This is a genomic window from Type-D symbiont of Plautia stali, assembly GCF_001485335.1.
Lineage (GTDB): Bacteria > Pseudomonadota > Gammaproteobacteria > Enterobacterales > Enterobacteriaceae > Pantoea > Pantoea vagans_C.
In genome coordinates this window covers 67,714-91,065 of the sequence record NZ_BBOC01000008.1, presented here as the reverse complement: position 1 = coordinate 91,065, position 23,352 = coordinate 67,714, and the positions used below count along the sequence as shown (strand labels likewise).

General features: G+C 52.8%; 20 protein-coding genes and 1 pseudogene. 15 read left to right on the top strand and 6 right to left on the bottom strand.

Annotated elements, in window-relative coordinates; genetic code table 11:
* Positions 1 to 35: 35 nt before the first annotated feature.
* Positions 36 to 929: a LysR substrate-binding domain-containing protein gene (locus tag PSSD_RS04535; RefSeq protein ID WP_058969686.1), complete on the bottom strand. Its 894-nt coding sequence runs from the start codon at positions 927 to 929 to the stop codon at positions 36 to 38.
* Between the two features lie 182 nt (positions 930 to 1,111).
* On the opposite strand from PSSD_RS04535, the gene PSSD_RS04530 reads away from it, so the two are divergent.
* The 6 genes from PSSD_RS04530 to pspG all read left to right on the top strand — a co-directional run bounded on the left by PSSD_RS04530 (position 1,112) and on the right by pspG (position 6,809).
* On the top strand, positions 1,112 to 1,972 hold the full coding sequence (locus PSSD_RS04530) for a transketolase (protein ID WP_058969685.1): 861 nt from the start codon (positions 1,112 to 1,114) through the stop codon (positions 1,970 to 1,972).
* Positions 1,969 to 2,973, top strand: coding sequence for a transketolase family protein (locus tag PSSD_RS04525; protein WP_058969683.1), 1,005 nt, complete (start codon positions 1,969 to 1,971; stop codon positions 2,971 to 2,973). The genes PSSD_RS04530 and PSSD_RS04525 overlap by 4 nt, the downstream gene beginning before the upstream one ends.
* Before the next feature lie 20 nt (positions 2,974 to 2,993).
* Positions 2,994 to 3,851 (top strand): NAD(P)-dependent oxidoreductase, encoded by an 858-nt coding sequence (locus PSSD_RS04520; RefSeq protein ID WP_058969681.1) that lies wholly within the window; start codon positions 2,994 to 2,996, stop codon positions 3,849 to 3,851.
* 48 nt (positions 3,852 to 3,899) lie between these two features.
* A complete protein-coding gene (locus tag PSSD_RS04515) occupies positions 3,900 to 5,225 on the top strand; it encodes an MFS transporter (protein ID WP_058969679.1) in 1,326 nt (441 codons plus the stop codon).
* A 92-nt stretch (positions 5,226 to 5,317) separates the two neighbouring features.
* Entirely contained in the window at positions 5,318 to 6,313 is a 996-nt protein-coding gene (gene dusA / locus PSSD_RS04510; RefSeq protein ID WP_058969678.1) for a tRNA dihydrouridine(20/20a) synthase DusA, read from the top strand.
* Positions 6,314 to 6,542: 229 nt separating this feature from the next.
* A complete protein-coding gene (pspG, locus tag PSSD_RS04505) occupies positions 6,543 to 6,809 on the top strand; it encodes an envelope stress response protein PspG (protein WP_072214943.1) in 267 nt (88 codons plus the stop codon).
* Between the two features lie 184 nt (positions 6,810 to 6,993).
* Here pspG and PSSD_RS04500 read toward each other — a convergent pair whose 3' ends face one another.
* The gene (locus PSSD_RS04500; RefSeq protein ID WP_039331653.1) at positions 6,994 to 7,977 is read right to left on the bottom strand and encodes a quinone oxidoreductase; all 984 of its coding nucleotides are present in this window, start codon (positions 7,975 to 7,977) and stop codon (positions 6,994 to 6,996) included.
* Between the two features lie 73 nt (positions 7,978 to 8,050).
* Between PSSD_RS04500 and dnaB the strand changes: the two are divergent.
* The 5 genes and pseudogenes from dnaB (at position 8,051) to PSSD_RS04475 (ending at position 12,705) form a co-directional block, all read left to right on the top strand.
* Positions 8,051 to 9,456: pseudogene (dnaB, locus tag PSSD_RS04495) on the top strand (replicative DNA helicase).
* 128 nt (positions 9,457 to 9,584) lie between these two features.
* Positions 9,585 to 10,076, top strand: coding sequence for an Lrp/AsnC family transcriptional regulator (locus PSSD_RS04490; RefSeq protein ID WP_058969676.1), 492 nt, complete (start codon positions 9,585 to 9,587; stop codon positions 10,074 to 10,076).
* A 229-nt stretch (positions 10,077 to 10,305) separates the two neighbouring features.
* Positions 10,306 to 10,920: a YitT family protein gene (locus PSSD_RS04485; RefSeq protein ID WP_058969675.1), complete on the top strand. Its 615-nt coding sequence runs from the start codon at positions 10,306 to 10,308 to the stop codon at positions 10,918 to 10,920.
* Positions 10,921 to 10,968: 48 nt separating this feature from the next.
* Positions 10,969 to 12,162: an amino acid aminotransferase gene (locus tag PSSD_RS04480; RefSeq protein WP_153011407.1), complete on the top strand. Its 1,194-nt coding sequence runs from the start codon at positions 10,969 to 10,971 to the stop codon at positions 12,160 to 12,162.
* Between the two features lie 186 nt (positions 12,163 to 12,348).
* On the top strand, positions 12,349 to 12,705 hold the full coding sequence (locus tag PSSD_RS04475; protein WP_058969701.1) for an MmcQ/YjbR family DNA-binding protein: 357 nt from the start codon (positions 12,349 to 12,351) through the stop codon (positions 12,703 to 12,705).
* Here the strand turns inward: PSSD_RS04475 and PSSD_RS04470 are convergent, their stop codons facing one another.
* The gene (locus PSSD_RS04470) at positions 12,706 to 13,770 is read right to left on the bottom strand and encodes an NAD(P)-dependent alcohol dehydrogenase (protein ID WP_039331647.1); all 1,065 of its coding nucleotides are present in this window, start codon (positions 13,768 to 13,770) and stop codon (positions 12,706 to 12,708) included.
* A 281-nt stretch (positions 13,771 to 14,051) separates the two neighbouring features.
* The gene (gene uvrA, locus PSSD_RS04465) at positions 14,052 to 16,880 is read right to left on the bottom strand and encodes an excinuclease ABC subunit UvrA (RefSeq protein WP_058969671.1); all 2,829 of its coding nucleotides are present in this window, start codon (positions 16,878 to 16,880) and stop codon (positions 14,052 to 14,054) included.
* A gap of 222 nt (positions 16,881 to 17,102) precedes the next feature.
* Between uvrA and ssb1 the strand changes: the two genes are divergently transcribed.
* The gene (ssb1, locus tag PSSD_RS04460) at positions 17,103 to 17,654 is read left to right on the top strand and encodes a single-stranded DNA-binding protein SSB1 (RefSeq protein WP_039331643.1); all 552 of its coding nucleotides are present in this window, start codon (positions 17,103 to 17,105) and stop codon (positions 17,652 to 17,654) included.
* Positions 17,655 to 17,756: 102 nt separating this feature from the next.
* Here the strand turns inward: ssb1 and PSSD_RS04455 are convergent, their stop codons facing one another.
* Positions 17,757 to 18,284 carry an isochorismatase family protein gene (locus tag PSSD_RS04455; RefSeq protein ID WP_058969669.1) on the bottom strand — a complete coding sequence of 176 codons (528 nt, stop codon included), beginning with the start codon at positions 18,282 to 18,284 and terminating at the stop codon, positions 17,757 to 17,759.
* A 126-nt stretch (positions 18,285 to 18,410) separates the two neighbouring features.
* Between PSSD_RS04455 and PSSD_RS04450 the strand changes: the two genes are divergently transcribed.
* Positions 18,411 to 19,241: an AraC family transcriptional regulator gene (locus PSSD_RS04450; protein WP_058969668.1), complete on the top strand. Its 831-nt coding sequence runs from the start codon at positions 18,411 to 18,413 to the stop codon at positions 19,239 to 19,241.
* Positions 19,242 to 19,313: 72 nt separating this feature from the next.
* Positions 19,314 to 20,267, top strand: coding sequence for a DMT family transporter (locus tag PSSD_RS04445; protein ID WP_058969666.1), 954 nt, complete (start codon positions 19,314 to 19,316; stop codon positions 20,265 to 20,267).
* Between the two features lie 903 nt (positions 20,268 to 21,170).
* On the opposite strand, the gene PSSD_RS04440 is transcribed toward PSSD_RS04445, so the two are convergent.
* Positions 21,171 to 21,566: a transposase gene (locus PSSD_RS04440; RefSeq protein WP_039331635.1), complete on the bottom strand. Its 396-nt coding sequence runs from the start codon at positions 21,564 to 21,566 to the stop codon at positions 21,171 to 21,173.
* Positions 21,567 to 22,093: 527 nt separating this feature from the next.
* On the opposite strand from PSSD_RS04440, the gene PSSD_RS04435 reads away from it, so the two are divergent.
* Entirely contained in the window at positions 22,094 to 23,350 is a 1,257-nt protein-coding gene (locus PSSD_RS04435) for an MATE family efflux transporter (protein ID WP_058969663.1), read from the top strand.
* The last annotated feature ends 2 nt before the right edge of the window (positions 23,351 to 23,352 follow it).

Genomic DNA, 23,352 nt, shown 5'->3' with positions numbered 1-23,352 from the left:
TTTTTTCATCGCCGGGAATATGTGATCGTAATCAATCAGCGCAGTTGGGCCAGATTGAGCTGGGAAAGTAGCCAGTCTTTAAAACTGTCGAGAGCATAATGGCGATGTTGATGACGAGGGAACACCAGATAGTGGCCGATATAGTGGATTTCCTGAGTCGTCTCAATCAGTGGACACACCAAACGACCACTTGCCAGCTCTCGTTCTGCCAGTAACTTCGATTCCAGCACCACGCCAAGCCCATCTACAGCAGCCGCAATCGCCATAAAACTGCGGTCAAAGCGCAGACCGTAATGACGTGGAGGGATCAGGTTATTGGCTTCAAACCATCCTTTCCACTGGTAAAGCTGCACATCGCATTGGATCAAGGGCTGATGATAAAGATCTTCTGGCTTTTGAATCTGCGCGGCAATGGCGGGTGAACAGAGCGGTGTCAGCTCTTCTACCGCGAGCGGGATCTTCTCGTAAGGTGAGGGCCGCGGCTCACCATAAACAATATCCAAATCAAAATCATCCTGCTCAAACCGGGCATATTCTGTGCTGGCTGATAAGCGCAAATCAATATGCGGATGGGCCTGAATAAAGCGACCCAAGCGTGGCAACAGCCATTGATGGGCAAAGCTGGGTGCCGTATGCAGTCGTAAAGGACGCGATTCATCAGCGGTGACCAGCGCAAGTCCACGTTGCATCTCATCAAAGCCTCGCTGGATGTGTTCCAGCAACACGCCGCCCTCTTTTGTCAGGATGATTTCACGCGTACTGCGTTGAAACAGGCGTGTTTCCAGCGTTTCTTCGAGCTTGCGTATCGCATGGCTGATCGCGCTGGGGGATAAATCCAACTCCTTTGCCGCAGCGGTAAAAGCGCCGGTTCGACCAGCCGCCTCAAAGGCGCGTAACAACGAAAGAGGCGCTTTTCTCAGTAATGTCATTGGTGAATCCTATTCAACAGTTGATGCATTTTTTGCTTTTGTCCTGGCTTTATCAGGCTGGTTAATCTGCTGCTAAACGGCAAGTAGGTGAAAATGGCACGTGAATAGGCCGCACCTTTCACCATGACAGATTGATCCATTGCTTGCCAACTTTGTTGCTCTCACCTCATTCAGGAACAGATATGACGACTCTTGCAGAACCTGAAGTCACCGCCACAGAGCGCCTGGCACAGCATGCGTACCGTATCCGTCGCTATGCGTTGCAAATGGGCGAAGTACAGGGCCAGGGCTATATCGGCCAGGCGTTGGGACTGGCCGATATGTTGGCCGTCGCCTGGTGTCATGCGATGAATTACCGTGCCGATGAACCGGAGTGGGAAGGACGCGATCGCTTTTTGCTGTCACACGGTCACTATGCCATTGCGCTTTATGCCGCGTTGATTGAAGCGGGCATCATCCCTGAAGAAGAACTGGAAACCTATGGTGCGGACGACAGTCGTCTGCCGATGTCGGGGATGGCGACCTACACACCCGGCATGGAAATTTCCGGAGGTTCACTCGGACAAGGGCTGACTATCGGCGTTGGCATGGCGCTGGCGCTTCGCCATAAAGGCAACCCTGCATTTGTCTACAACTCCATGTCTGACGGTGAATTGGACGAAGGTGCAACCTGGGAAGCGGCAATGGGGGCAGCACACCATCAACTCAGCAACCTGATTGTGCTGGTAGACATTAACCAGCAGCAGGCGGATGGTCCTTCCGGCAAGGTGATGGGATTTGAACCTCTGGCAGATAAATGGCAGGCATTTGGCTGGCATGTGCAGCGTGTCGATGGCAATGACATTGCGGCGGTAAAAACGGCTTTTGACAATGCACGTGCGCTGAAAGAGCCAAAACCACGCGTCATTTTACTGGATACCCTAATGGGCAAAGGCGTGCCGTTCTTAGAGGCGCGTGAAAAAAATCACTTTATTCGGGTTGATGCGGAAGAGTGGCAGCAAGCCATTGCCATCCTCGATCAGGCGCAGGAGAACGCACAATGAGCAGCGAAACCGTAGAGAAAAAGCCGCGTTTAACCACTTCAGCCATGATTGCGTCGATTGCGGCTGAAGGGCAACCGACGATTGCCGCGCCTTTTGGGCATGCGTTGGTCAAAGCGGCCGCATCCCGACCAGAGATTGTAGGCTTGACTGCGGACCTGTCGAAATACACCGACTTGCACATTTTCGCGCAGGCATATCCGGAGCGCCATTTCCAGATGGGGATGGCGGAGCAACTGTTGATGGGCGCGGCGGGCGGCATGGCAAAAGAAGGCATGACGGCTTTCGCCACAACCTATGCCGTGTTCGCCACTCGCCGTGCTTATGATTTTATTCATCAGGTGATTGCAGAAGAGCAGCTCAACGTGAAGATCTGCGCGGCATTACCCGGTTTAACCACGGGCTATGGCCCAAGCCATCAGGCAACGGAAGACATTGCGTTGATGCGTGGCATTCCAGGTTTGACCATTGTCGACCCTTGCGATGCGCTGGATACCGAACAGGCGGTTGCCGCCATCGCCGACCATCAAGGGCCGGTGTATATGCGCCTGCTGCGCGGCAAAGTGCCGCTGGTGCTGGATGAATACGATTACCAATTTGAATTGGGCAAAGCCAAATTGCTGCGCGAGGGCCGCGATGTCCTGCTGATCGCCAGCGGCATTATGACCATGCGTGCACTGGAAACCGCTAAAGCACTGGCGGCAGACAATGTGGACGTGGCAGTGCTGCATGTGCCGACCATTAAGCCGCTGGACGTTGATACGATTGTCTCCCAGTGCCGCCGTGCTGGACGGCTGGTGGTGGTGGTCGAAAATCACAGCGTAGTGGGTGGGTTAGGTGAGGCCGTTGCAACCACATTAATGCACGCCCAGGTGATGCCTGCATTTCGTCATATCGGCTTGCCGGATCGTTTCCTGGATGCTGGTGCGCTGCCGACATTGCACGATCGCTACGGAATTTCCACTGAATCCATGGTCAGCGCGATCCTCGTCTGGCTGGCATAACGGTGCGTAAGGAGAAAAGTATGAAGGTGATTTTTGTTGGCACCGGGGCGATTGGCGTACCCATGGCTTGCCAGATTCAACGTGCAGGACATGCGGTCATCGGGGTGGATGTTTTCGAAGCGTCGCGTCAACGTGCGCAGGCGCAAGGCATTGAAGCTGTCAGCAGCATCACCGAAGCGCCCGAAGCGGATGTGGTGGTCGTGATGGTTGCTACACCACAACAGCTGCAGGCCTTGGTGGCTGAAGCGTTACCACAGGTCGCCGGGCAGCACTGGGTGATTATGTCCACCGTGGGGCCGCAGGCAGTGCGTGAGGCCGCATCCGCACTGATTTCCGCCGGTGCACAGGTGATTGATGCCCCGGTGACGGGCGGGACGGCTCGCGCCAGCACCGGGGAGTTAGTGATTTTTGCCTCGGGGGCCCCCGCCGCGATTGCGACTGTTGAACCGGTGCTCACCGCCATGGGATCGGTGTCGATCGTCGGGGCTGAGGTGGGAGAAGGTCAGGGGATCAAAGTGATCAATCAGCATCTGTGTTCGGTGCATATCGTGGCGGCAGCGGAAGCATTAAGCCTGGCACAGTCGCTGGGGTTAGAACCGGCGCAAGTACTCAAGCTGGTTGAACGCGGCGCAGCGGGGTCATGGATGTTGTCAGATCGCGGCCCGCGCATGTTGGAAGGTACGGACGTCGCGGTGTCCAGCGCCATCAATATCTTTGTGAAAGATAGCGGGTTAGTGGCAGAGGCGGCGACCGCCTGTCACGCTGAGGTTCCGCTGTTACAGGTCGCTCATGCTCGTTATCTGGCGGCAGCAGATGCCGGATTGGGGCAACGTGATGACAGCAGAGTGATCGAAACCTGGAGTAAACCTGCAAACTAACCACTCCTTCACTGCTGCCCGATAAATACGATAATACCGGGGTAACACATGAACACGACTTCTGTACCTACTAACACCCGTGATAACGCTGCAAAGGTCTCTTTTGCTTCCATGATTGGCTCAGCGGTAGAGAGCTATGATTTCTTCATCTACGGCACGGCGGCTGCGGCCTGGTTCGGCAAAATCTTTTTCCACACGCAAGAGCCGATCGTTGGCATTCTCGCGGCGTTTGCAACTCTGGCGGTTGGCTTCCTGATGCGTCCGTTCGGCGGCTATCTGGCAGGGCATTTTGGCGATCGTTATGGCCGTAAGACCGTACTGTTTTGGTCGCTGTTAGCCATGGGCGGAGCCACCGTATTAATAGGTGCATTGCCGACCTATGAGCAGGCCGGCGTACTGGCGCCGATCTTGTTGATCTTATTACGTATGATCCAGGGGATCGGATTCGGCGCAGAGTGGGGCGGTGCCGTTTTGATGGCGTTCGAACATGCGCCAGCCAAAAAACGCGGTTTTTATGGTGCGGTGCCGCAACTCGGCATTCCGCTGGGTCTGCTGTTGGCGAATGGCTCGTTCTTACTCTCTGCTGCGTTATTTGAAGGTGACTGGGTCTGGCGCATGCCATTCCTGATCTCGTTTGTAATGGTTGCCATCGGCATCTTTATTCGTATGCAGGTGGCGGAATCACCCGAGTTTGAAAAAGCCAAAGCGGACAAACAGATTGTTCAGCAACCGGCGCTGGAAGTGATCCGCCGTGACTGGCGCACCATTGTAAAAATTATGGGGCTGCGTTTGGCGGAGACCGGCGGCTACTACATCACCACCAGTTTTATGCTCTCTTATGTTGTGCTGGCGGAAATCACCGATACCCGCCATGTGTTGTGGGGCACGTTGATTGGCTCGGCGCTCGGTTTAGGCAGTCACCTGTTGTATGGCGCTCTCAGTGACAAGGTTGGTCGTCGTCCTGTCTTCCTCATCGGGGCCATCTTCACCATCCTGTTTGGTATCCCGATGTTTATGCTGATTAATACGGGGGCTGTGATGATGGTGATTGTTGCCGTGGCGATGTCACTGCTGTTTAGCCATGACCCCATCTTTGCGGTGGAATCAAGCTGGTTTTCTGAACAATTCCCGGCCAATGTGCGATCTTCCGGCATTTCACTGGGGTACAACGGTGCTTCGGTCGTGGCGGGATTGTTGCCCTTTATCGCCACGGGTGTTTACGGCATGGTTGGCTGGATTGGTCCTGCGGTGATGTTCTCACTGCTGGGTGTCATCTCGACGTGGGTCGCGTTCCACACCCGTGAAACCGCACCGGTCAAAGTGGGCGAACGATCCCAGTCCGCTTCATCTACCTCCACCGCACCAACGGTGTAATCTGAGTAACGGGCGGCTGTGTCGCCCGTTACTACTGTGGTATCATTGCGCAGATTGTCATCACTTAACTCACTCCGGATTTGCTGCGCTTCATGACCGATACTTTCTCTTCGCAACGTTTTTCCATCGCCCCGATGCTGGACTGGACCGACCGCCACTGTCGTTATTTTCACCGCAAGTTAAGCGGCGATACACTGCTGTACACCGAAATGGTGACCACGGGCGCTATCATTCACGGCAAAGGTGATTATCTCGCTTACAGTGAAGAGGAACATCCGCTCGCGTTGCAGTTAGGTGGCAGCGATCCTGCAGCATTGGCGCAGTGCGCAAAACTCGCGGAGGAACGGGGTTACGATGAGATCAATCTCAACGTCGGTTGCCCTTCCGATCGCGTCCAGAACGGCCGTTTTGGTGCCTGCCTGATGGCTGATGCGGCATTGGTCGCTGATTGCATTAAGGCCATGCGCGATGTGGTGAGCATTCCGGTGACGGTCAAAACGCGCATCGGTATTGATGAGCAAGACAGTTATGAATTCCTGTGTGATTTCGTCGGCACCGTGGCGGATAAGGGAAATTGTGACACCTTTATTATTCATGCCCGCAAAGCCTGGCTTTCGGGTCTGAGCCCGAAAGAGAACCGTGAAATTCCACCGCTCGACTATCCACGCGTTTACCAACTGAAGCGTGATTTCCCCGGGCTGACCATGGCCATCAATGGCGGCATTAAAACCCTGGAAGAAGCAAAAGCGCATTTGCAGCATATGGATGGTGTGATGATGGGCCGCGAAGCCTATCAAAACCCCGGCATTCTGGCGCAGGTGGATCGTGAGCTGTTTGGTCGCGACAGTGCGTTAGTGGATCCGGTTGCCGTGGTGCGTTCGATGTATCCTTATATCGAAGCAGAACTCAGCAAGGGAACCTATCTTGGTCACGTCACTCGTCATATGCTGGGTCTGTTCCAGGGCATTCCGGGCGCACGTCAGTGGCGTCGTCATTTAAGTGAAAATGCGCATAAACCGGGTGCGGATGTTCGTGTGCTGGAAGCGGCACTAGCCTTAGTGGCAGATAAGATCCCTCAGGAAGCGTGATCTCAGGCTACCTGACATCGTAGGGGCGGCCTTCAGGCCGCCTTTGAAGATTATCAGGAATCATTAAGCCGTTAAGATGTGGTTTTTATCACGCCACAACTTAGTGAATCTCATCACTGTATTTAGCTTAACCCTCAATCTTTTCTCTACTTTTCAACACATTACCTAAATTTCTAATTTGGCACGCATCTTGTAATGCACTCTGTGTTACTTACACAGGAGAGCCTTCGTGGAAATTTTATTTGTTATCGGCTTTTTTCTGATGCTGCTATTGACCGGCGTTTCACTGCTGGGTGTCATCGCGGCATTGATCGTCGCCACCGTCGTTATGTTCCTGGGCGGATTGTTTGCACTTGTTATCAAGTTGTTGCCATGGTTGGTGCTGGCAGTGGTCGCCGTCTGGCTTTACCGCGCATTGACTACACCAAGTGGTGAAGCTAAATTGAACAGACTGAAAAGAAAAATCAGTCACTTAGACAGGAATGGCTGGCGCTAAATGCGGGGGCGATCACAGAGTGAATAATTGCTTAGTACGAATCTGCATTTAAACATATTTTTTACTTATGTTTTCTGTCAGGATGCGTAAAGTAATTCAAACGAATTCATCGCCGCTGACCCTACACCAGCGCGAACTATAAAAAGAAAGAAAAAAAGGGCTTCCTTCGGGAAGCCCTTAACTTTTAGGGGATCAGTAAACTTGAGCCCTGTGTGGCGCGGCTTTCCAGCACCTGATGCGCACGTACCGCATCGCTCAAGGCAAACTTCTGCTCTTCTGGCACTTTCAACTGAATGGCGCGGCTGGCAATCAGTGAGAAAAGTTCATTGCTGGCGCTGTCGAGCTCCTGACGGTTAGTGATGTATCCAAACAGCGAAGGGCGCGTGACAAACAGCGATCCCTTCTTGTTCAGAATGCCGAGATCGACACCGGTTACCGGCCCTGACGCATTACCAAAACTCACCATCAAGCCATGACGGCGCAGGCTATCGAGCGACGGTTCCCAGGTATCTTTCCCGACGGAGTCATACACCACGCCCACTTTCTCGCCGTTGGTCAATTCGCTGACGCGTTGGGCAATATTCTCCTCACGGTAGTTAATCGTGGCCCATGCGCCGGCATCTTTGGCAATTTTCGCTTTTTCAGCCGACCCGACGGTGCCAATCAAATGCGCACCCAGCGCTTTCGCCCACTGGCAGGCAATCAAACCCACCCCACCGGCCGCCGCGTGGAACAGAAAGATCTCGTCCGCTTTCACTTTATAGGTCTGGCGCAGCAGATACTGCACGGTTAGCCCCTTGAGAAATGAGGCGGCGCCCTGCTCGAAGCTGATGCTGTCTGGCAAGATCACCAGGCGGTCTTCCGCCACATTATGCAGCTCGCTATAGGCCCCCAGCGTGGCCTGGCAATACACCACCCGGTCGCCGGGCTTAAAACGTGTCACGGCAGAGCCCACGCGTTTGACCACGCCCGCCGCTTCGGTGCCAAGGCCAGAGGGAAACGCGCCCACCGGATAGAGTCCGCTGCGTACATAGGTGTCTATGTAGTTGATGCCAATCGCCTTATTCTCGACCTGAACTTCATGCTCGCTGGGATCGGCTAGCTCAAAATCGACCCATTGCAACACCTCCGGGCCACCGTGTTGGTTGAACTGAATACGCTTTGCCATTCTGACTCCTGTGATTGTTCATCCTGGGACGGTATACTTGCGCGTCCCTTTCACGATCGGTAATGCATTCACTATGGCAGGAAATAAACCCACCAACAAATCCAACGAAACCCGCGATCGGCAGCTGGAAGGCGTGAAAATGCCGCCGCATTCCATTGAAGCGGAGCAGTCGGTGCTCGGTGGGTTGATGCTGGATAACGAGCGCTGGGATAACGTCTCTGAGCGCGTCGTGGCGGAAGATTTCTTCAACCGCTCGCACCGCATGATCTTCTCTGAAATGCAGCGCCTGCTGGAAATGGGCCAGCCGATTGACCTGATCACCTTATCCGAATCGCTGGAAACATTGGGTGAGCTGGAGATGGCGGGCGGCTTTGCCTATCTGGCTGAATTAGCGAAAAATACCCCAAGTGCCGCGAACATCGGTGCCTATGCGGATATCGTACGTGAACGTGCGGTGGTGCGCGAAATGATCTCGGTGGCGAATCAAATTGCCGATGCGGGTTATGATCCTCAAGGCCGCAGCAGCGAAGATCTGCTCGATTTCGCCGAATCCAATGTCTTCAAAATCGCCGAGCAGCGCGCGAATAAAGATGAAGGCCCGCAGAACATTGAGCAGATTCTGGAAGCCACGGTATCGCGTATTGAGGCGCTGGTGTCGACGCCGCACGATGGCGTCACCGGGGTCGATACCGGCTATCAGGACCTGAATAAAAAACCGCCGGTTTGCAGGGCTCGGATCTGATTATCGTTGCCGCGCGTCCATCGATGGGTAAAACCACCTTCGCCATGAACCTGTGCGAAAACGCGGCAATGCTGCAAGATAAGCCGGTATTGATCTTCAGCCTTGAGATGCCCAGCGAACAATTGATGATGCGTATGCTGGCTTCACTGTCACGTGTGGATCAGACCCGTATTCGAACCGGTCAGTTGGAAGATGAAGACTGGGCGCGTATCTCCGCAACCATGGGCATCCTGCTGGAGAAGAAGAACATGTATATCGATGATTCTTCTGGTCTGACGCCAACGGAGGTCCGCTCACGCGCACGCCGTGTGTTCCGGGAAAATGGCGGTCTGAGCTTGATCATGATCGATTACCTGCAATTGATGCGCGTGCCGTCACTGTCGGATAACCGTACGCTGGAGATTGCCGAGATATCGCGTTCGTTGAAAGCCCTGGCGAAAGAGCTCAATGTGCCGGTGGTGGCACTGTCGCAGCTTAACCGCTCTCTGGAGCAGCGAGCGGACAAACGTCCGGTAAACTCAGATCTGCGTGAATCCGGATCGATCGAACAGGATGCCGACTTGATCATGTTCATCTATCGCGACGAGGTTTATCACGAAAACAGCGATCTGAAAGGCATCGCGGAGATCATTCTCGGTAAACAGCGAAACGGGCCGATCGGCACCGTACGATTGACCTTTAACGGTCAGTGGTCCCGCTTTGATAACTACGCTGGACCCTCTTACGACGACGAATAATCCTTCCATACCCGTTGCATGCACGATTTGTGCATGCAATTCACGTCATCAGAAAATAGTGTTGGACAACCCCGGCTTTAATCAGGTTATCTGTACCAAAGCGCCCCTTAATACGCTGTGGAAGCAGAATGACTCAGGTAGACGATTACGACCTTAAGATATTGACACTATTACAATCTAACGGCCGCCTCACCAATCAGGAACTCAGTGATTTAGTCGGTCTTTCGGCGTCCCAATGTTCACGCCGCCGCATCAACCTTGAACAGGCAAACCTTATCCTCGGTTATCACGCGCGGCTCTCGCCGGACGCAGTAGGGCTGGGCATGGTGGGTTTGATTGAAGTGCGTTTGAAAAATCACACACCTGATTATGAAGCGAGTTTTCATCGCATGGTGGAGGAGGAAGCCGCCATTGTTGATGCTTTCAAAACCACCGGTGATGCCGATTATCTGCTGAAAGTTGCCGTCGCCGATTTGGCGTCACTCAGCGCATTGATCAGCCAATTAGTGGCGGGCCATCAGAGCGTGGCGCATGTGAAGACTTCCGTCGTTTTAAACCGATTAAAAGAGAACGGTTTGATGATGATCCCTGAGCACAAAACGCGCCATAAAAGTGCATGATGTGCTAATCTGGTGCAATATTTGGCTGAAACATGCGAAAAACGCGCACCAGAAACAGATTTGTGCATGAATTGATTACTGGCTCGTTAGTTGATGCACAAAAACCTGCAATAAAAGCGCCTTAGTTATCAATTGGATAATCGCTGGCACCACATAGGTGGCGACTAGACGCCGCCTATGTGGTGCGTTTTTTGCATTTGAACCGCATCATTTGCACTGAGATTAATCCATGGATAACGTCGTTCAACCTACCAAAGTTCCTCATTCGCTGATTGAAGATGCGCTGGCCATTGTGCTCGGCACATTAATGGTCTCATTTGGCGTGATTATGCTGAAACAGGCGGGCGCGCTGACTGGCAGCTCTGCAGGCATTGCCTTCTTAATCAGCTATCTGACGCCGCTCTCCTTCGGCAGCGCGTTTTTCCTGATCAACCTGCCGTTTTACTGGCTGGCGGTGCGCCGTATGGGATGGGAATTCACCCTCAAAACCTTCTGCGCCGTTGGACTGGTTTCACTGTTTACTCATTTACACCCGTTATTCATTCATTTTTCTGCGCTAAATCCCTTTTATGCGGCATTGTTCGGTAACGTGGTGATGGGTATTGGGTTTATAGTGTTGTTTCGTCACAAAGCCAGTTTAGGTGGTATCAACATTTTGGCGCTCTGGCTGCAAGACCGCATCGGTCTGCGCGCGGGCAAACTGCAAATGGCGGTGGATACCTGCGTGGTACTCGCATCACTGTTTGTAGTGTCGTTGCCGATGCTGTTGGCTTCTATCGCAGGTGCGGTGATACTTAATCTCATCATCGCAATGAATCACCGTCCTGGCCGTTACATGGTTTGATGACGCCTCTTTACCGACTTTTTATGACCAATCATGGAGATCTGCACCGTGTTTCAAAACGTTGATGCTTATGCTGGCGATCCGATTCTGTCGCTGATGGAAACCTTCAAACAGGATCCGCGTGACAACAAAGTGAATCTGAGCATCGGCCTCTATTACAACGAGGCGGGCATCATTCCTCAGCTACAGGCCGTTGCTGCAGCCGAAGAGCGCCTGCAGGCGCAGCCGCATCAGGCTTCGCTCTATCTGCCGATGGAAGGCCTGGGACCTTACCGTAACGCCATTGCCCCGTTGCTGTTTGGTAAAGAACATCCAATGCTGAAAGCGGGGCGTATTGCTTCGATTCAGACGCTCGGCGGTTCTGGTGCGTTAAAAGTGGGGGCAGATTTCCTTAAGCGCTATTTCCCGCATTCTAACGTGTGGGTGAGTGACCCAACGTGGGAAAACCACGTCGCGATCTTCAACGGTGCCGGTTTCGAGGTGAACACCTATCCGTGGTACGACGCGGACACCAACGGTGTGAAGTTCGATGCTTTCATTGCCAAACTGAAGACACTGCCAAAGCAGTCCATCGTGCTGTTGCATCCATGCTGCCACAACCCAACGGGCGCAGATTTGACCGACGCGCAGTGGGATGAAACCACCGAAGTGTTGAAGGCGCAGGAACTAATTCCATTCCTCGATATTGCTTATCAGGGCTTTGGTGCCGGTATGGAGCAAGATGCTTATGCCATCCGCGCGATTGCCGCTGCGGGTCTGCCTGCACTGGTCAGCAACTCGTTCTCGAAAATCTTCTCGCTGTATGGCGAACGTGTTGGCGGCTTGTCGATTGTGTGCGAAAGCGCAGAAGAGTCTGCACGCGTGCTGGGTCAGTTGAAAGCCACTGTGCGTCGTAACTACTCCAGCCCACCAAACTTCGGTGCTCAGGTGGTTTCCTGCGTGCTGAACGACGAAGCTCTGCTGAACAGCTGGCTGGCAGAAGTGGAAGCGATGCGTCTGCGTATCATCGAAATGCGTCAGGCACTGGTTAACGTGCTGAGCACCAAGCTGCCGGGGAAAAACTTCGATTACCTGCTGAAGCAGCGCGGCATGTTCAGCTACACCGGTCTGAGTGCGCAGCAGGTTGATCGCCTGCGTGATGAGTTCGGCGTCTACCTGATCGCCAGCGGCCGTATGTGCGTTGCCGGCCTTAATAGCCGTAACGTGAATCAGGTCGCTGAAGCCTTTGCTGCCGTGATGTAAAGACACCTCGCAGCAAGATAAAAACCGCCATGCCTTCGGGCTGGCGGTTTTTTTATCGCCCTAATCTGCCGAGCTGACCTTTACCTTTTGGCGACATGCTGCACACTTAAACGGTGTGATGACTTTAAGATTCTGGCAGGCGGAATGCCGCGCAGTTATCTGCCTATCGATGAAAGGGAGTACAGCATGAACACTTCAGATTTACTGACTTTTTGTATGAGCAAACCGGGCGCGGAGCAAACCTATAAAAATGAATGGGATGCCACGCAAATCAAAAGCGAGGGTGTGCTATTTGCCATGGTGCATGATGCAAAAGGGCGTCCGGCGCTGTCGTTAAAAACCTCGCCTGCACTGGCCGATTTGTTGCGAGAGGAGCACAGTGATGTGTTTCCGAGCGAGCACCTCAATAAGACGCACTGGAGTACATTGTGGCTGGATGGTTCATTAAAGGATTCGCAGATATATTATCTGGTCGATGCTTCCTGGCAACAGGCTGACGCCACACGCGCGGCGGGCGTCAGCCATGATGAAGATTCGCGCTAATTAAGCCGCAGACTCTTCACGCAGGGTGTTGATATCAATTACGAAGCGGTATTTCACGTCGCTTTTCAGCATACGTTCGTAGGCTTCGTTAATCTGGTTCATGGCGATCAGCTCGATGTCTGAAGTGATACCGTGCTTACCGCAGAAATCCAGCATCTCCTGAGTTTCAGCGATGCCACCAATCAGCGAACCGGCAATGCTGCGACGTTTGAAGATCAGATTGAACACCTGTGGTGCCGGGTGATCGTGCTCTGGCGCGCCAACCAGTGTCATGTTGCCATCGCGTTTCAGCAGGGCAATAAACGGGTTGAGATCGTGCTGAGCAGCAACGGTGTTGAGGATGAAATCAAAGCTGTTGGTATGCTGTGCCATCTGATCAGCATCTTTTGAAATCACCACTTCATCGGCGCCGAGACGTTTGCCATCCTCAATTTTAGATGGAGAGGTGGTGAACAGCACCACATGTGCGCCCATGGCATGGGCAAGTTTCACACCCATATGACCAAGGCCGCCAAGACCGACGATACCGACTTTCTGACCTGGGCCTACATTCCAGTGGCGCAGCGGAGAATAGGTGGTGATACCGGCGCACAGCAGGGGCGCAACACCGGCCAGGTCGAGGTTTTCCGGTACACGCAGCACGAAACTCTCGTCAACGACCATGCTGGTGGAGTAGCCGCCGTAAGTGATGGCTCGGGTTTCACGGTCTTCACCATTGTAGGTGCCAACAAAACCATTTTCGCAATACTGCTCCAGTCCTTCCTGGCAGCTCGGACAGCTGCGGCAGGAGTCAACCATACAGCCAACACCGACCAAATCGCCCACTTTATATTTGTGGGTGTGCGCGCCAACTGCGGTCACGCGTCCAACAATTTCATGGCCTGGCACTACAGGGAAAATGGTGTTTTTCCATTCATTGCGCGCAGTATGCAGGTCGGAGTGGCAAACGCCACAGTACAACACTTCAATCTGCACATCATGAGCGCGCAGCTCGCGCGGCTTATAGTCGAACGGGGCGAGTTTAGATTTCGCGTCCTGTGCGGCATAGGCATGCGTAATATTCATGGTGTCTCCAATCGGGTGTGTCGTGAGTTTATTGCGGGATCCCGTTCAGTGAGCTGAAGGGATAAAGGCGCGTTGGGTTGCGCTAAAAAGGAACGGTATAAGGATAGTCAGCGGGGGAGAAAGCGTATATGCCTGAAGTTGTCTGATTCTTGCCTGTTTCTGCATTTTGCTGCGGAATCTGGCTGAAAGGAATGTCTGAAACAGCGGTCGCCATTAATGGCGACCCTACGGATAAACAGTATACAAAATGTAGGGTGCGCATTGATGCGCACCTGGTAAAATCACTTCTTTAACATCGGCTTCAGGAAGCGCGCGGTGTGGGATTTCTCACATTCGGCAACCGTTTCAGGTGTGCCCGAAACCAGAATTTCCCCGCCGCCACTGCCGCCTTCAGGACCGAGATCAACAATCCAGTCAGCGGTTTTGATCACATCAAGGTTGTGCTCAATCACCACAATGGTATTGCCCTGATCGCGCAACTGATGCAGCACTTCCAGTAGCTGTTGGATATCGGCGAAGTGCAGACCGGTAGTCGGTTCATCCAGGATGTAAAGTGTCTGCCCGGTGCCGCGCTTCGACAGCTCACGCGCCAGCTTCACGCGCTGGGCTTCACCACCGGAGAGCGTGGTAGCCGACTGACCGAGGCGAATATATGACAGACCTACATCCATCAGCGTTTGCAGCTTACGCGCCAGCGCTGGCACCGCATCGAAGAACTCACGTGCTTCTTCGATGGTCATATCCAGCACTTCGTGAATGCCTTTGCCTTTATATTTAATCTCCAGCGTTTCACGGTTATAGCGTTTGCCCTTGCACTGATCGCAAGGCACGTAAACGTCTGGCAGGAAGTGCATCTCGACTTTGATTACGCCATCGCCCTGACAGGCTTCACAGCGTCCGCCACGCACGTTAAAGCTGAAACGACCCGGATTGTAACCACGTGAACGCGCTTCCGGCACGCCGGCAAACAGTTCACGTACCGGCGTGAAAATGCCGGTGTAGGTGGCCGGGTTAGAGCGCGGTGTACGACCGATTGGGCTCTGATCGATATCGATGACTTTATCGAAGTGCTCCAGACCGGCAATCTCACGATACGGGGCAACTTCAGTGGTAGTGGCACCATTGAGCTGACGCTGAGCAATCGGGAACAAGGTATCGTTGATCAGCGTTGATTTACCCGAGCCCGACACGCCAGTGATACAGGTAAACAGGCCTACCGGAATCGTCAGCGTCACGTCTTTCAGGTTATTGCCACGTGCGCCGGTCAGTTTAAGGACCTTGGCGGGATCACCTTTCACGCGTTGTTGGGGAATCGCGATTTCGCGTTTGCCACTCAAATATTGGCCGGTCAATGAGGCTTCGTTTGCCATAATGGCATTCACATCACCCTCGGCCACCACCTGACCACCGTGGACGCCCGCGCCAGGGCCGATATCAATCACATGGTCTGCCGCGCGGATTGCATCCTCATCATGCTCCACCACAATCACAGTGTTACCCAGATCGCGCAGATGAATCAGCGTCCCGAGCAGACGCTCGTTATCACGCTGATGCAGACCAATCGATGGCTCATCCAGCACGTACATCACGCCCACCAGACCCGCACCGATTTGGCTTGCCAGACGAATACGCTGTGCCTCACCACCGGATAAGGTCTCCGCGGATCGTGACATGGAGAGGTAATTCAGACCGACGTTAACCAGGAAACTCAGGCGATCGCCGATCTCTTTCAAGATTTTCTCAGCGATTTGCGCACGTTGGCCGCTGAGCTTGAGGTTACGGAAGAAGTCGGTTGCGTGACCGATGCTCATCTCTGAGATAGTCGGCAAGTTGGTGTTCTCAACAAACACATGACGCGCTTCACGACGCAGACGTGTGCCTTCACAGCTGGTGCAGGAGCGGTTGCTGATGAATTTCGCCAGCTCTTCACGCACAGCATTGGATTCCGTCTCTTTGTAACGGCGCTCCATGTTGTGCAACACACCTTCAAACGGATGACGACGCACTGAGGTGTCGCCGCGATCGTTGATGTATTTAAATTCGATATTCTCTTTGCCGGAACCGTATAAAATCACCTCGCGCGCTTTGTCGCTCAGGCTGTTAAACGGGGCTTCGACATCAAAATCGAGGTGCTCTGCTAATGAGCGCAGCATCTGGAAGTAATAGAAGTTGCGGCGGTCCCAGCCACGAATCGCGCCTCCCGCCAGTGACAGCTCGCCGTTTTGCACCACACGATCGGGATCGAAATATTGCTGCACACCCAAACCATCACAGGTTGGGCACGCACCGGCCGGGTTGTTGAACGAGAACAGGCGCGGTTCCAGTTCACTCATGCTGTAGCCACAAATCGGGCAGGCAAAGTTAGCGGAGAACAGCATCTCTTCCGCTTTATTGTCGTCCATATCCGCCACAATCGCGGTGCCGCCACTCAGCGCCAGCGTGGTCTCAAAGGATTCCGCCAGACGCGTCGCCAGATCGTCACGCACGCGGAAGCGGTCAATCACGACTTCAATGGTGTGTTTCTTCTGCAGTTCCAGCTTCGGTGGATCAGACAGATCGCAGACCTCACCGTCGATACGGGCACGGATATAACCCTGAGCCGCAAGGTTTTCCAGCGTTTTGGTGTGCTCGCCTTTGCGATCTTTCACCACCGGCGCCAGCAGCATCAAACGGCGGCCCTCTTCCTGCGCCAACACCTGGTCCACCATCTGGCTCACGGTTTGCGCTGCCAGCGTCACATCGTGGTCGGGGCAGCGTGGTTCACCGACACGGGCAAACAACAGACGCAGATAGTCATGGATTTCGGTAATGGTACCGACCGTTGAACGCGGGTTGTGCGAAGTCGATTTCTGTTCAATAGAAATGGCGGGCGAAAGACCTTCAATATGGTCAACGTCCGGTTTCTCCATTAATGAAAGAAACTGACGTGCATAGGCCGAGAGCGATTCAACATAGCGGCGCTGACCTTCGGCATATAGCGTATCAAACGCCAGCGACGACTTCCCGGAACCCGACAGACCGGTGACCACAATCAGCTTATCGCGAGGGATGATCAGGTTGATATTCTTCAAATTATGGGTGCGCGCACCGCGGACTTCGATCTTATCCATTCACCTTTCCCGGATTGAACAACACTCGCCATGCCTTACCAGCACGACCAGCAGAAACGCATCATTATGGCACAAAAAATAAACTGAATAAATATCCAGTGTTTTTGCTATTCTGTGTGCCGAAGAAAAATTGGGAGCCTGCTCTGAAGTGGGCACCGTCATTGTGACGTGATACAATTTTTGGCTTAGACTTTTAGCATCAACTCATCGGGAGACAGCAACATGGCCAGTCGTGGCGTAAACAAAGTGATTCTAGTCGGGAATCTGGGTCAGGATCCGGAAGTGCGCTACATGCCAAATGGTGGCGCGGTAGCCAACATTACGCTGGCCACGTCGGAAAGCTGGCGCGACAAGACCACCGGTGAAAACAAAGAGATTACCGAGTGGCACCGTGTTGTGCTGTTCGGCAAGCTTGCCGAAGTCGCAGGCGAGTACCTGCGTAAAGGTTCTCAGGTTTACATTGAAGGCCAGTTGCGTACCCGTAAATGGCAGGATCAGAGCGGCCAGGAAAAGTACACCACTGAAGTGGTCGTCAACGTTGGCGGCACCATGCAGATGCTGGGTGGACGTCAGCAGGGTGCGAACGCAGGTGGCGCACCAATGGGTGGCCAGGGCGGCGGCAATAACAACGGTTGGGGCCAGCCACAACAACCTCAACAGCAGCCTCAGGGCGGCAACCAGTTCAGCGGCGGCGCACAGCAGCGTCCGCAGCAGCAGAGTGCACCGGCGAACAATGAACCGCCAATGGACTTTGACGACGACATTCCTTTCTGATTGGGCCCTGTGTAAACAGGTAACCTGATGTTGAATTGAAAAGGCCATTCTTCATGAATGGCCTTTTTTATGTTCGCAGGATCTTAATCCGTATATTAAGAACTAGTGCGGTCGCCACTCGCGCAGCAGATCATCGGTATCACGCACCAGCACCGGGTTGCCCGGCAGGATGAGATCGGCCCAGACTTCATTGTGCTGATTGATTTGCTGCTGCGCGGTCACGTAAGTGCGGTCAGCGGTGGTGTGGGCATCGGCGGCAACGGTGATGCGATAGCCCAGGCTCGCGCCCACTTTAATGGTGGTATCGACACAATAATCGGTGGCGCAGCCGCAAATCACGAAGCTCTTAATGTCATGCTGGTCAAGCACAGCGGCAAAGTCGGTTTGCCAGAAACTGTCACAGGCGGTTTTGTTCAAATAGCGCGCATTGTCGGGCTGCTGTAACTCCGGAATAATCTGCCAGCCCTCGGTGTCCACTTCCATGCCTGGCCCAACGTGTTGGATAAAAATGACCTGGTCGGCTGCAGCCGTTAATTGATTGATGCGGACACTGCGCCCTTCACGATCGAAACGCGGCGTTTCCAGCACGCCGTTTTGCATATCCACCACCACAACCACTCGATTTGCCATCACGTCCTCCTTTTTATGCAGGGCTCCAGTATCGCGATCAATCCGTGTACAGGTAAAGCAAAACTGCTTTGCATTTCCCCTCCCAGCCGCGCATGCTTATTGAGCTGTTTTTACCGGAGGTGTGGCGTGAAGGTGGTTCCCGAAATTTTTCCTGATAAGTGCGACCAGGCACAATTTCAGCAATTTGCTGAATTGCCTGGCATTGAACTGTATCAGGCTCACATCTCCCGCTATGCCTTTGAGCCGCACACCCATGAAGCCTTTGGCATTGGCACCATTGAGTCCGGCGCACAACGCTTCCGCTATCGCGGAACGCATTACACGGCACCGCAACACTCGCTGGTGATGATGAATCCGGATGAGTTACACACGGGGGAATCGGCCTGCGAAGAAGGATGGCGTTATCGCATGATTTACATCGATCCGCAGGAGATGGATCGGCTGACCGGCGATCGTGACTGGTGGTTCAGTGAAGCATTGCGCACGGATGTGCGTCTGGCGCAGCCCTTTTCCCAGCGGCTGTCGCAGATGTGGCAGGCAACCAGTGCGCTGGAGCGTGAAAGCCTGTTACTGGAACTGCTTGAGTTGCTGCGTCCACTGGCACATCAAGGCAAAGCCAGGCCCGCAGAAGGTGCGCATCGTTTCGATGTGGTGAAAGCGTATCTGCGAGAAAATCTGGCGGAGCCGGTGCGTCTGGAGGAGCTGGCCACGCTGGCTGCCTTGTCGCCCTGGCACTTCCTGCGCAGTTTTAAACAGCACTTCCATGTCACGCCCCATCAAATGCTGATGGCATTTCGTTTGTTCGAGGCTAAACAGCGACTGGCCAAAGGCGAGAGCGCTGCGTCCGTAGCAGCGACGGTAGGATTGACCGACCAGGCGCATCTCACGCGAGCCTTCGCCCATCGCTACGGCATTACGCCTGGGCGTTTTCAAAAGCAAGTCTTCCCCTCACGCTAACCGCAATCTGCTACAAGCCTTTATTATCGGTTTGCGTCACACTGCTGTCGCATTGTGATAAAGGAAGAGCGTATGTTGGCTGGGATTGTATTTGCTTTAGCGGCTGGACTGATGTGGGGGCTGATTTTCGTTGGCCCTTTGCTGATACCGGACTATCCAGGAACCTTACAATCAGCCGGGCGCTATGTGGCGTTTGGTCTGGTGGTGCTGCCGCTGGCGTGGCTGGACCGTCGTCGTTTGCGCCTGCTGGCGCGCAAAGACTGGCTGGAAGCGCTGAAACTGTCGTTAATCGGCAATTTGCTCTATTACGCATTTCTCGCCAGTGCGATTCAGCGCACCGGCGCACCTATATCGACCATGATCATCGGCACGCTCCCGGTGGTGATCACCGTGACGGCCAATCTCTGTTACGGCCATCTTGAGGGACGACTTTCCTGGCGTAAGCTCTTACCGGCCTTATTGATTATCGCTGCGGGTTTGGCGTGCGTGAATGCTGCAGAACTGCAGATGCAGGGGCCGGACTTTGACTGGTCGCGTTATCTCACCGGTCTGCTGTTGGCCGTATTAGCGGTGGCGTGCTGGACCTGGTATCCGTTGCGTAATGGTGTCTGGCTGCGCGCTCACCCGCAGCATAAGCCTGGTAGCTGGGCGACTGCGCAGGGACTGATCACCTTACCCTTGGCATTGGTGTTCTATTTATTGGTTTGTGGTCAGCTTTACTGGCAGCAACCGGACTTCGCGCTGCCGTTTGGGCCACAGCCAACGCGCTATCTGTTGCTGATGTTAGCGATTGGCCTGATTTGTTCCTGGCTCGGCACACTGTGCTGGAATGCGGCGAGCCAGCGCGTGCCCACCGTGATCATGGGGCCGCTTATCGTATTCGAAACCTTAGCCGGATTACTGTGGACCTTCCTGTGGCGACAAAGTTGGCCGCCGCTGTTGACCAGTATTGGCATTGGTTGCCTGATAGTCGGCGTGATTTACGCGATGCGCATTAAACCGCAGCCGGTGGTCAAACCGATCTGAAACGAATGATTTTCGCTGCTGAAATGATTGCTCAGCAGCGCTTTCTTCAGTGTTTTTAAGAATTTGACCAGTCGGTTTTGTGCGCTGAAATGGCGTTTATCCCCTCTCATATCGTCGTCTTATAACAATTTCCCTCAATTTCACCGCTGTTTGCCCCCTTGTTTGACATAACGAAGCGGTGCGACAAGCACTCGCGCGGCTTCTCTGTCGCCGGTTTTAGCGATGATTTACCCCTTAGAGGTGGGCTAAAAGGCCCTGATGAGGGGCATAAAAGTGTGTATAGGATGCATTTTACTTGCGTTTTGGCACTGAAAATCCCGCTGGAAAGCCACTGTTTGCTCAAGGGATAACATCAGAGTTCAGAAACACCCGCTAGAACCCTGATAAAAATTGATTAAACACAGCGATGAATTATGGGGTGATATTTCACGCGAGTTGCCATTTTTTACTGTAATTGTTTAGGCATGATAACGTTTTCGATCTGGATGAATCCTGGTACTGATGCATGGGATAAGGTATGGCGATAATCGAGAAGATGATCATTGCGTAAGGCAATAGATCCAATTTAAAGAAGAGGTGATGTGCGAGCGGTTACACTCTGTTGTTCATGAATGCTTAACAGAATTATCTGCATTCAGGGCTGAGTATTAATATTGATAAAGTAATATTCGAAGGGCCAATCTCACCGAAATGAGATTGGCCCTCGTCTAAATGGCTTGAATAGCGAGACTTTTGCTGATGTGAATCAATTTTACCGCAAAAAAGGAAGCAATTCCGCGATGATAATCATCAGGAAAAAATGGTGCGAATTGTTATGTTGCGAACGCCGAATTAAATGATCTTCATCTCTTCTGGTAAGAACAAATCTCAGCATTAAGTCAAATAACAACGGTCTTAATGTCGTTAGTGATTATCGGACCCTGAAGGATAGTGGTAAACGCTACGGCTAATATCCAGCAAGCGACAGCTGCGACGGGTACCGATGTCGAAGGTGGTTTGCAGGAAGTTAACGGCCTGACGTTTTTCATTGGTGGTGAAGAAGTTTTTCAGTACGCTTTGCAGCATCTCCTTGTCGGAACTCAACGACTGCAACTCGCGGGAAAGGTTCTGTAGCTTATCCTCCAATTCTTTGATTTTTCTACCTTCTTCGGAAGAAAGTCCGGAGAACTTTTTCTTCCAACTATAGAAGGTAGCCTCTGAGATGCCTAGCTCCTCACAAATCTCCCTGACTTTCACTCCTGTTTCAGAAGCTTTAATGGCATTTGTGATTTGCTCTTCGCTATATCGTGACTTTCTCATAAATGCTCTTACCTTTCTTATCAATTAGTGGATGAGAATAACTGTATTAATATCTGGTACTGCAAAAAGAGTATTAATGCAGTATTAAAGTGCGCGATTAGAATTGCGAGGGTTAAATTAAGTTATTTAGAATAAATATCATCATGGGATAAATCTTATTTTATTCTGAATGCCATTGAACGCCTTCCTGGCTTTGGTTTTTTGATATAGATTCATTCCATCCCAAATGCAGAAAAATACTACAATCATTGGAAATTCGGCATAACCTGTTCGTGAAAATCACAGGGTGTGCCAGTAAACTTTTTCTCTGAATTCAGGTTGAAATCGTTTACATCCGCAGAGATTCGCACCAGGTTTAATCGGAATTATCCTGAATTCATTCAACGAATGCTGACGTGAATCTCATTTTTCGGACCAGTTTGGTTTGAAGTTATTAATTTAAGTCAGGCCCACTGAGCGCTTGTTAATTCATTTCAAGGACGTTGTACCGAAAGGCAGTTGCTGTAAGTAATACTAAGGATCAGTCAATGAAATTGAGCGTAATGTCTAATGCCGCCTGGATGATGTCTGAGAAGCTCGTCTCGGTGTTCGGCGTCATCTTTGTGACCTCCTACGTGGCGAAATCCTTTGGCCCGACCATCTTTGGCCAAATGGCGTTTTCTACTTCGTTGTTTTCGATGGTGCAAACCGTGGCGATTTTTGGCACGGAAACCATCCTCTTTAAACGCATCAGCAAAAGTGCACCGAAAGGCCTGCGCCTGATGACCGTTGCGCGCAATATGCGGTTAGTGTTGCTGCTGCTCACCTCGATCCCCGTGTTGATTTGGGTGTGGTACAACATGCAGGAAAACTTCCTCGCGTTTGCCCTGGCCTCGTTTATTTCATCGGTGTTTGTCACTCAGGATACCTTCAGCGTGTATAACAACGCGCGGCTGGCCTCACGGTTGAATACCGTTGCAAACTCTGTCGGCCTGCTGCTGGGCTTTGCCTTGAGTTTCACCATCGCCTGGCTGCATCTCAATCCGCTGTGGCTGACTCTCTCTATTGTGGCCGTTACGCTGGTGCCCTACGTCATTAAGCGTTTCAACTTCTATCGGGAAAACCAGGACCTGGCACCCCCACAGGAGAAGCGCAATACCTACCTGCGCTATCTGTTGTATGCCGGATTACCGCTGGCTATCTCCAGCATCTTTATTTCTGTGCAGGTTAAAGCGGCGCAGATGTTCCTTGCGGGGATCGCTTCAGCACGCGATCTCGGCTTGTTTGCTGCTGCCAACACGATCTCGGCTTCCTGGATTTTTATTCCAGTCGCCATCATCACTTCCTGTTTCTCGGAGATATTCCGGGAGCGCGGAGCAGCCGCCATCAAGCTCACTGCGCGGCTGAACGGCTATGTCATGGGTGTTTCATTGTTGTTGTTAGCGGTGATCGCGCTGTATGGCGAAAAAATCATCATCGCTTTGTATGGTCACGAGTACACACAGTCAGGAAGTCTCATTACGTTACTGTCGTTAGCAACCTGCTTTTCGGCAATGGGAACCGTAGCGTATCGCTACATGGTGAAAGAGGGCGGGTTCAACTATCTGCTGAAGAAGATTGTCTGCCTGATGGTGATCAGCTTGCCGCTGTCGTGGTGGCTGATTCAGGGCTACGGCATCATGGGCGCCGCCTGGAGCGTCTTCATCTCTGAACTCCTGTCCCTCACCGTAATGAATTACTTCTTCAATAACGGCGTCATTCAGAAGATTCAAGTTTCCTCACTCAACTACAAAACCTACAAATGAGG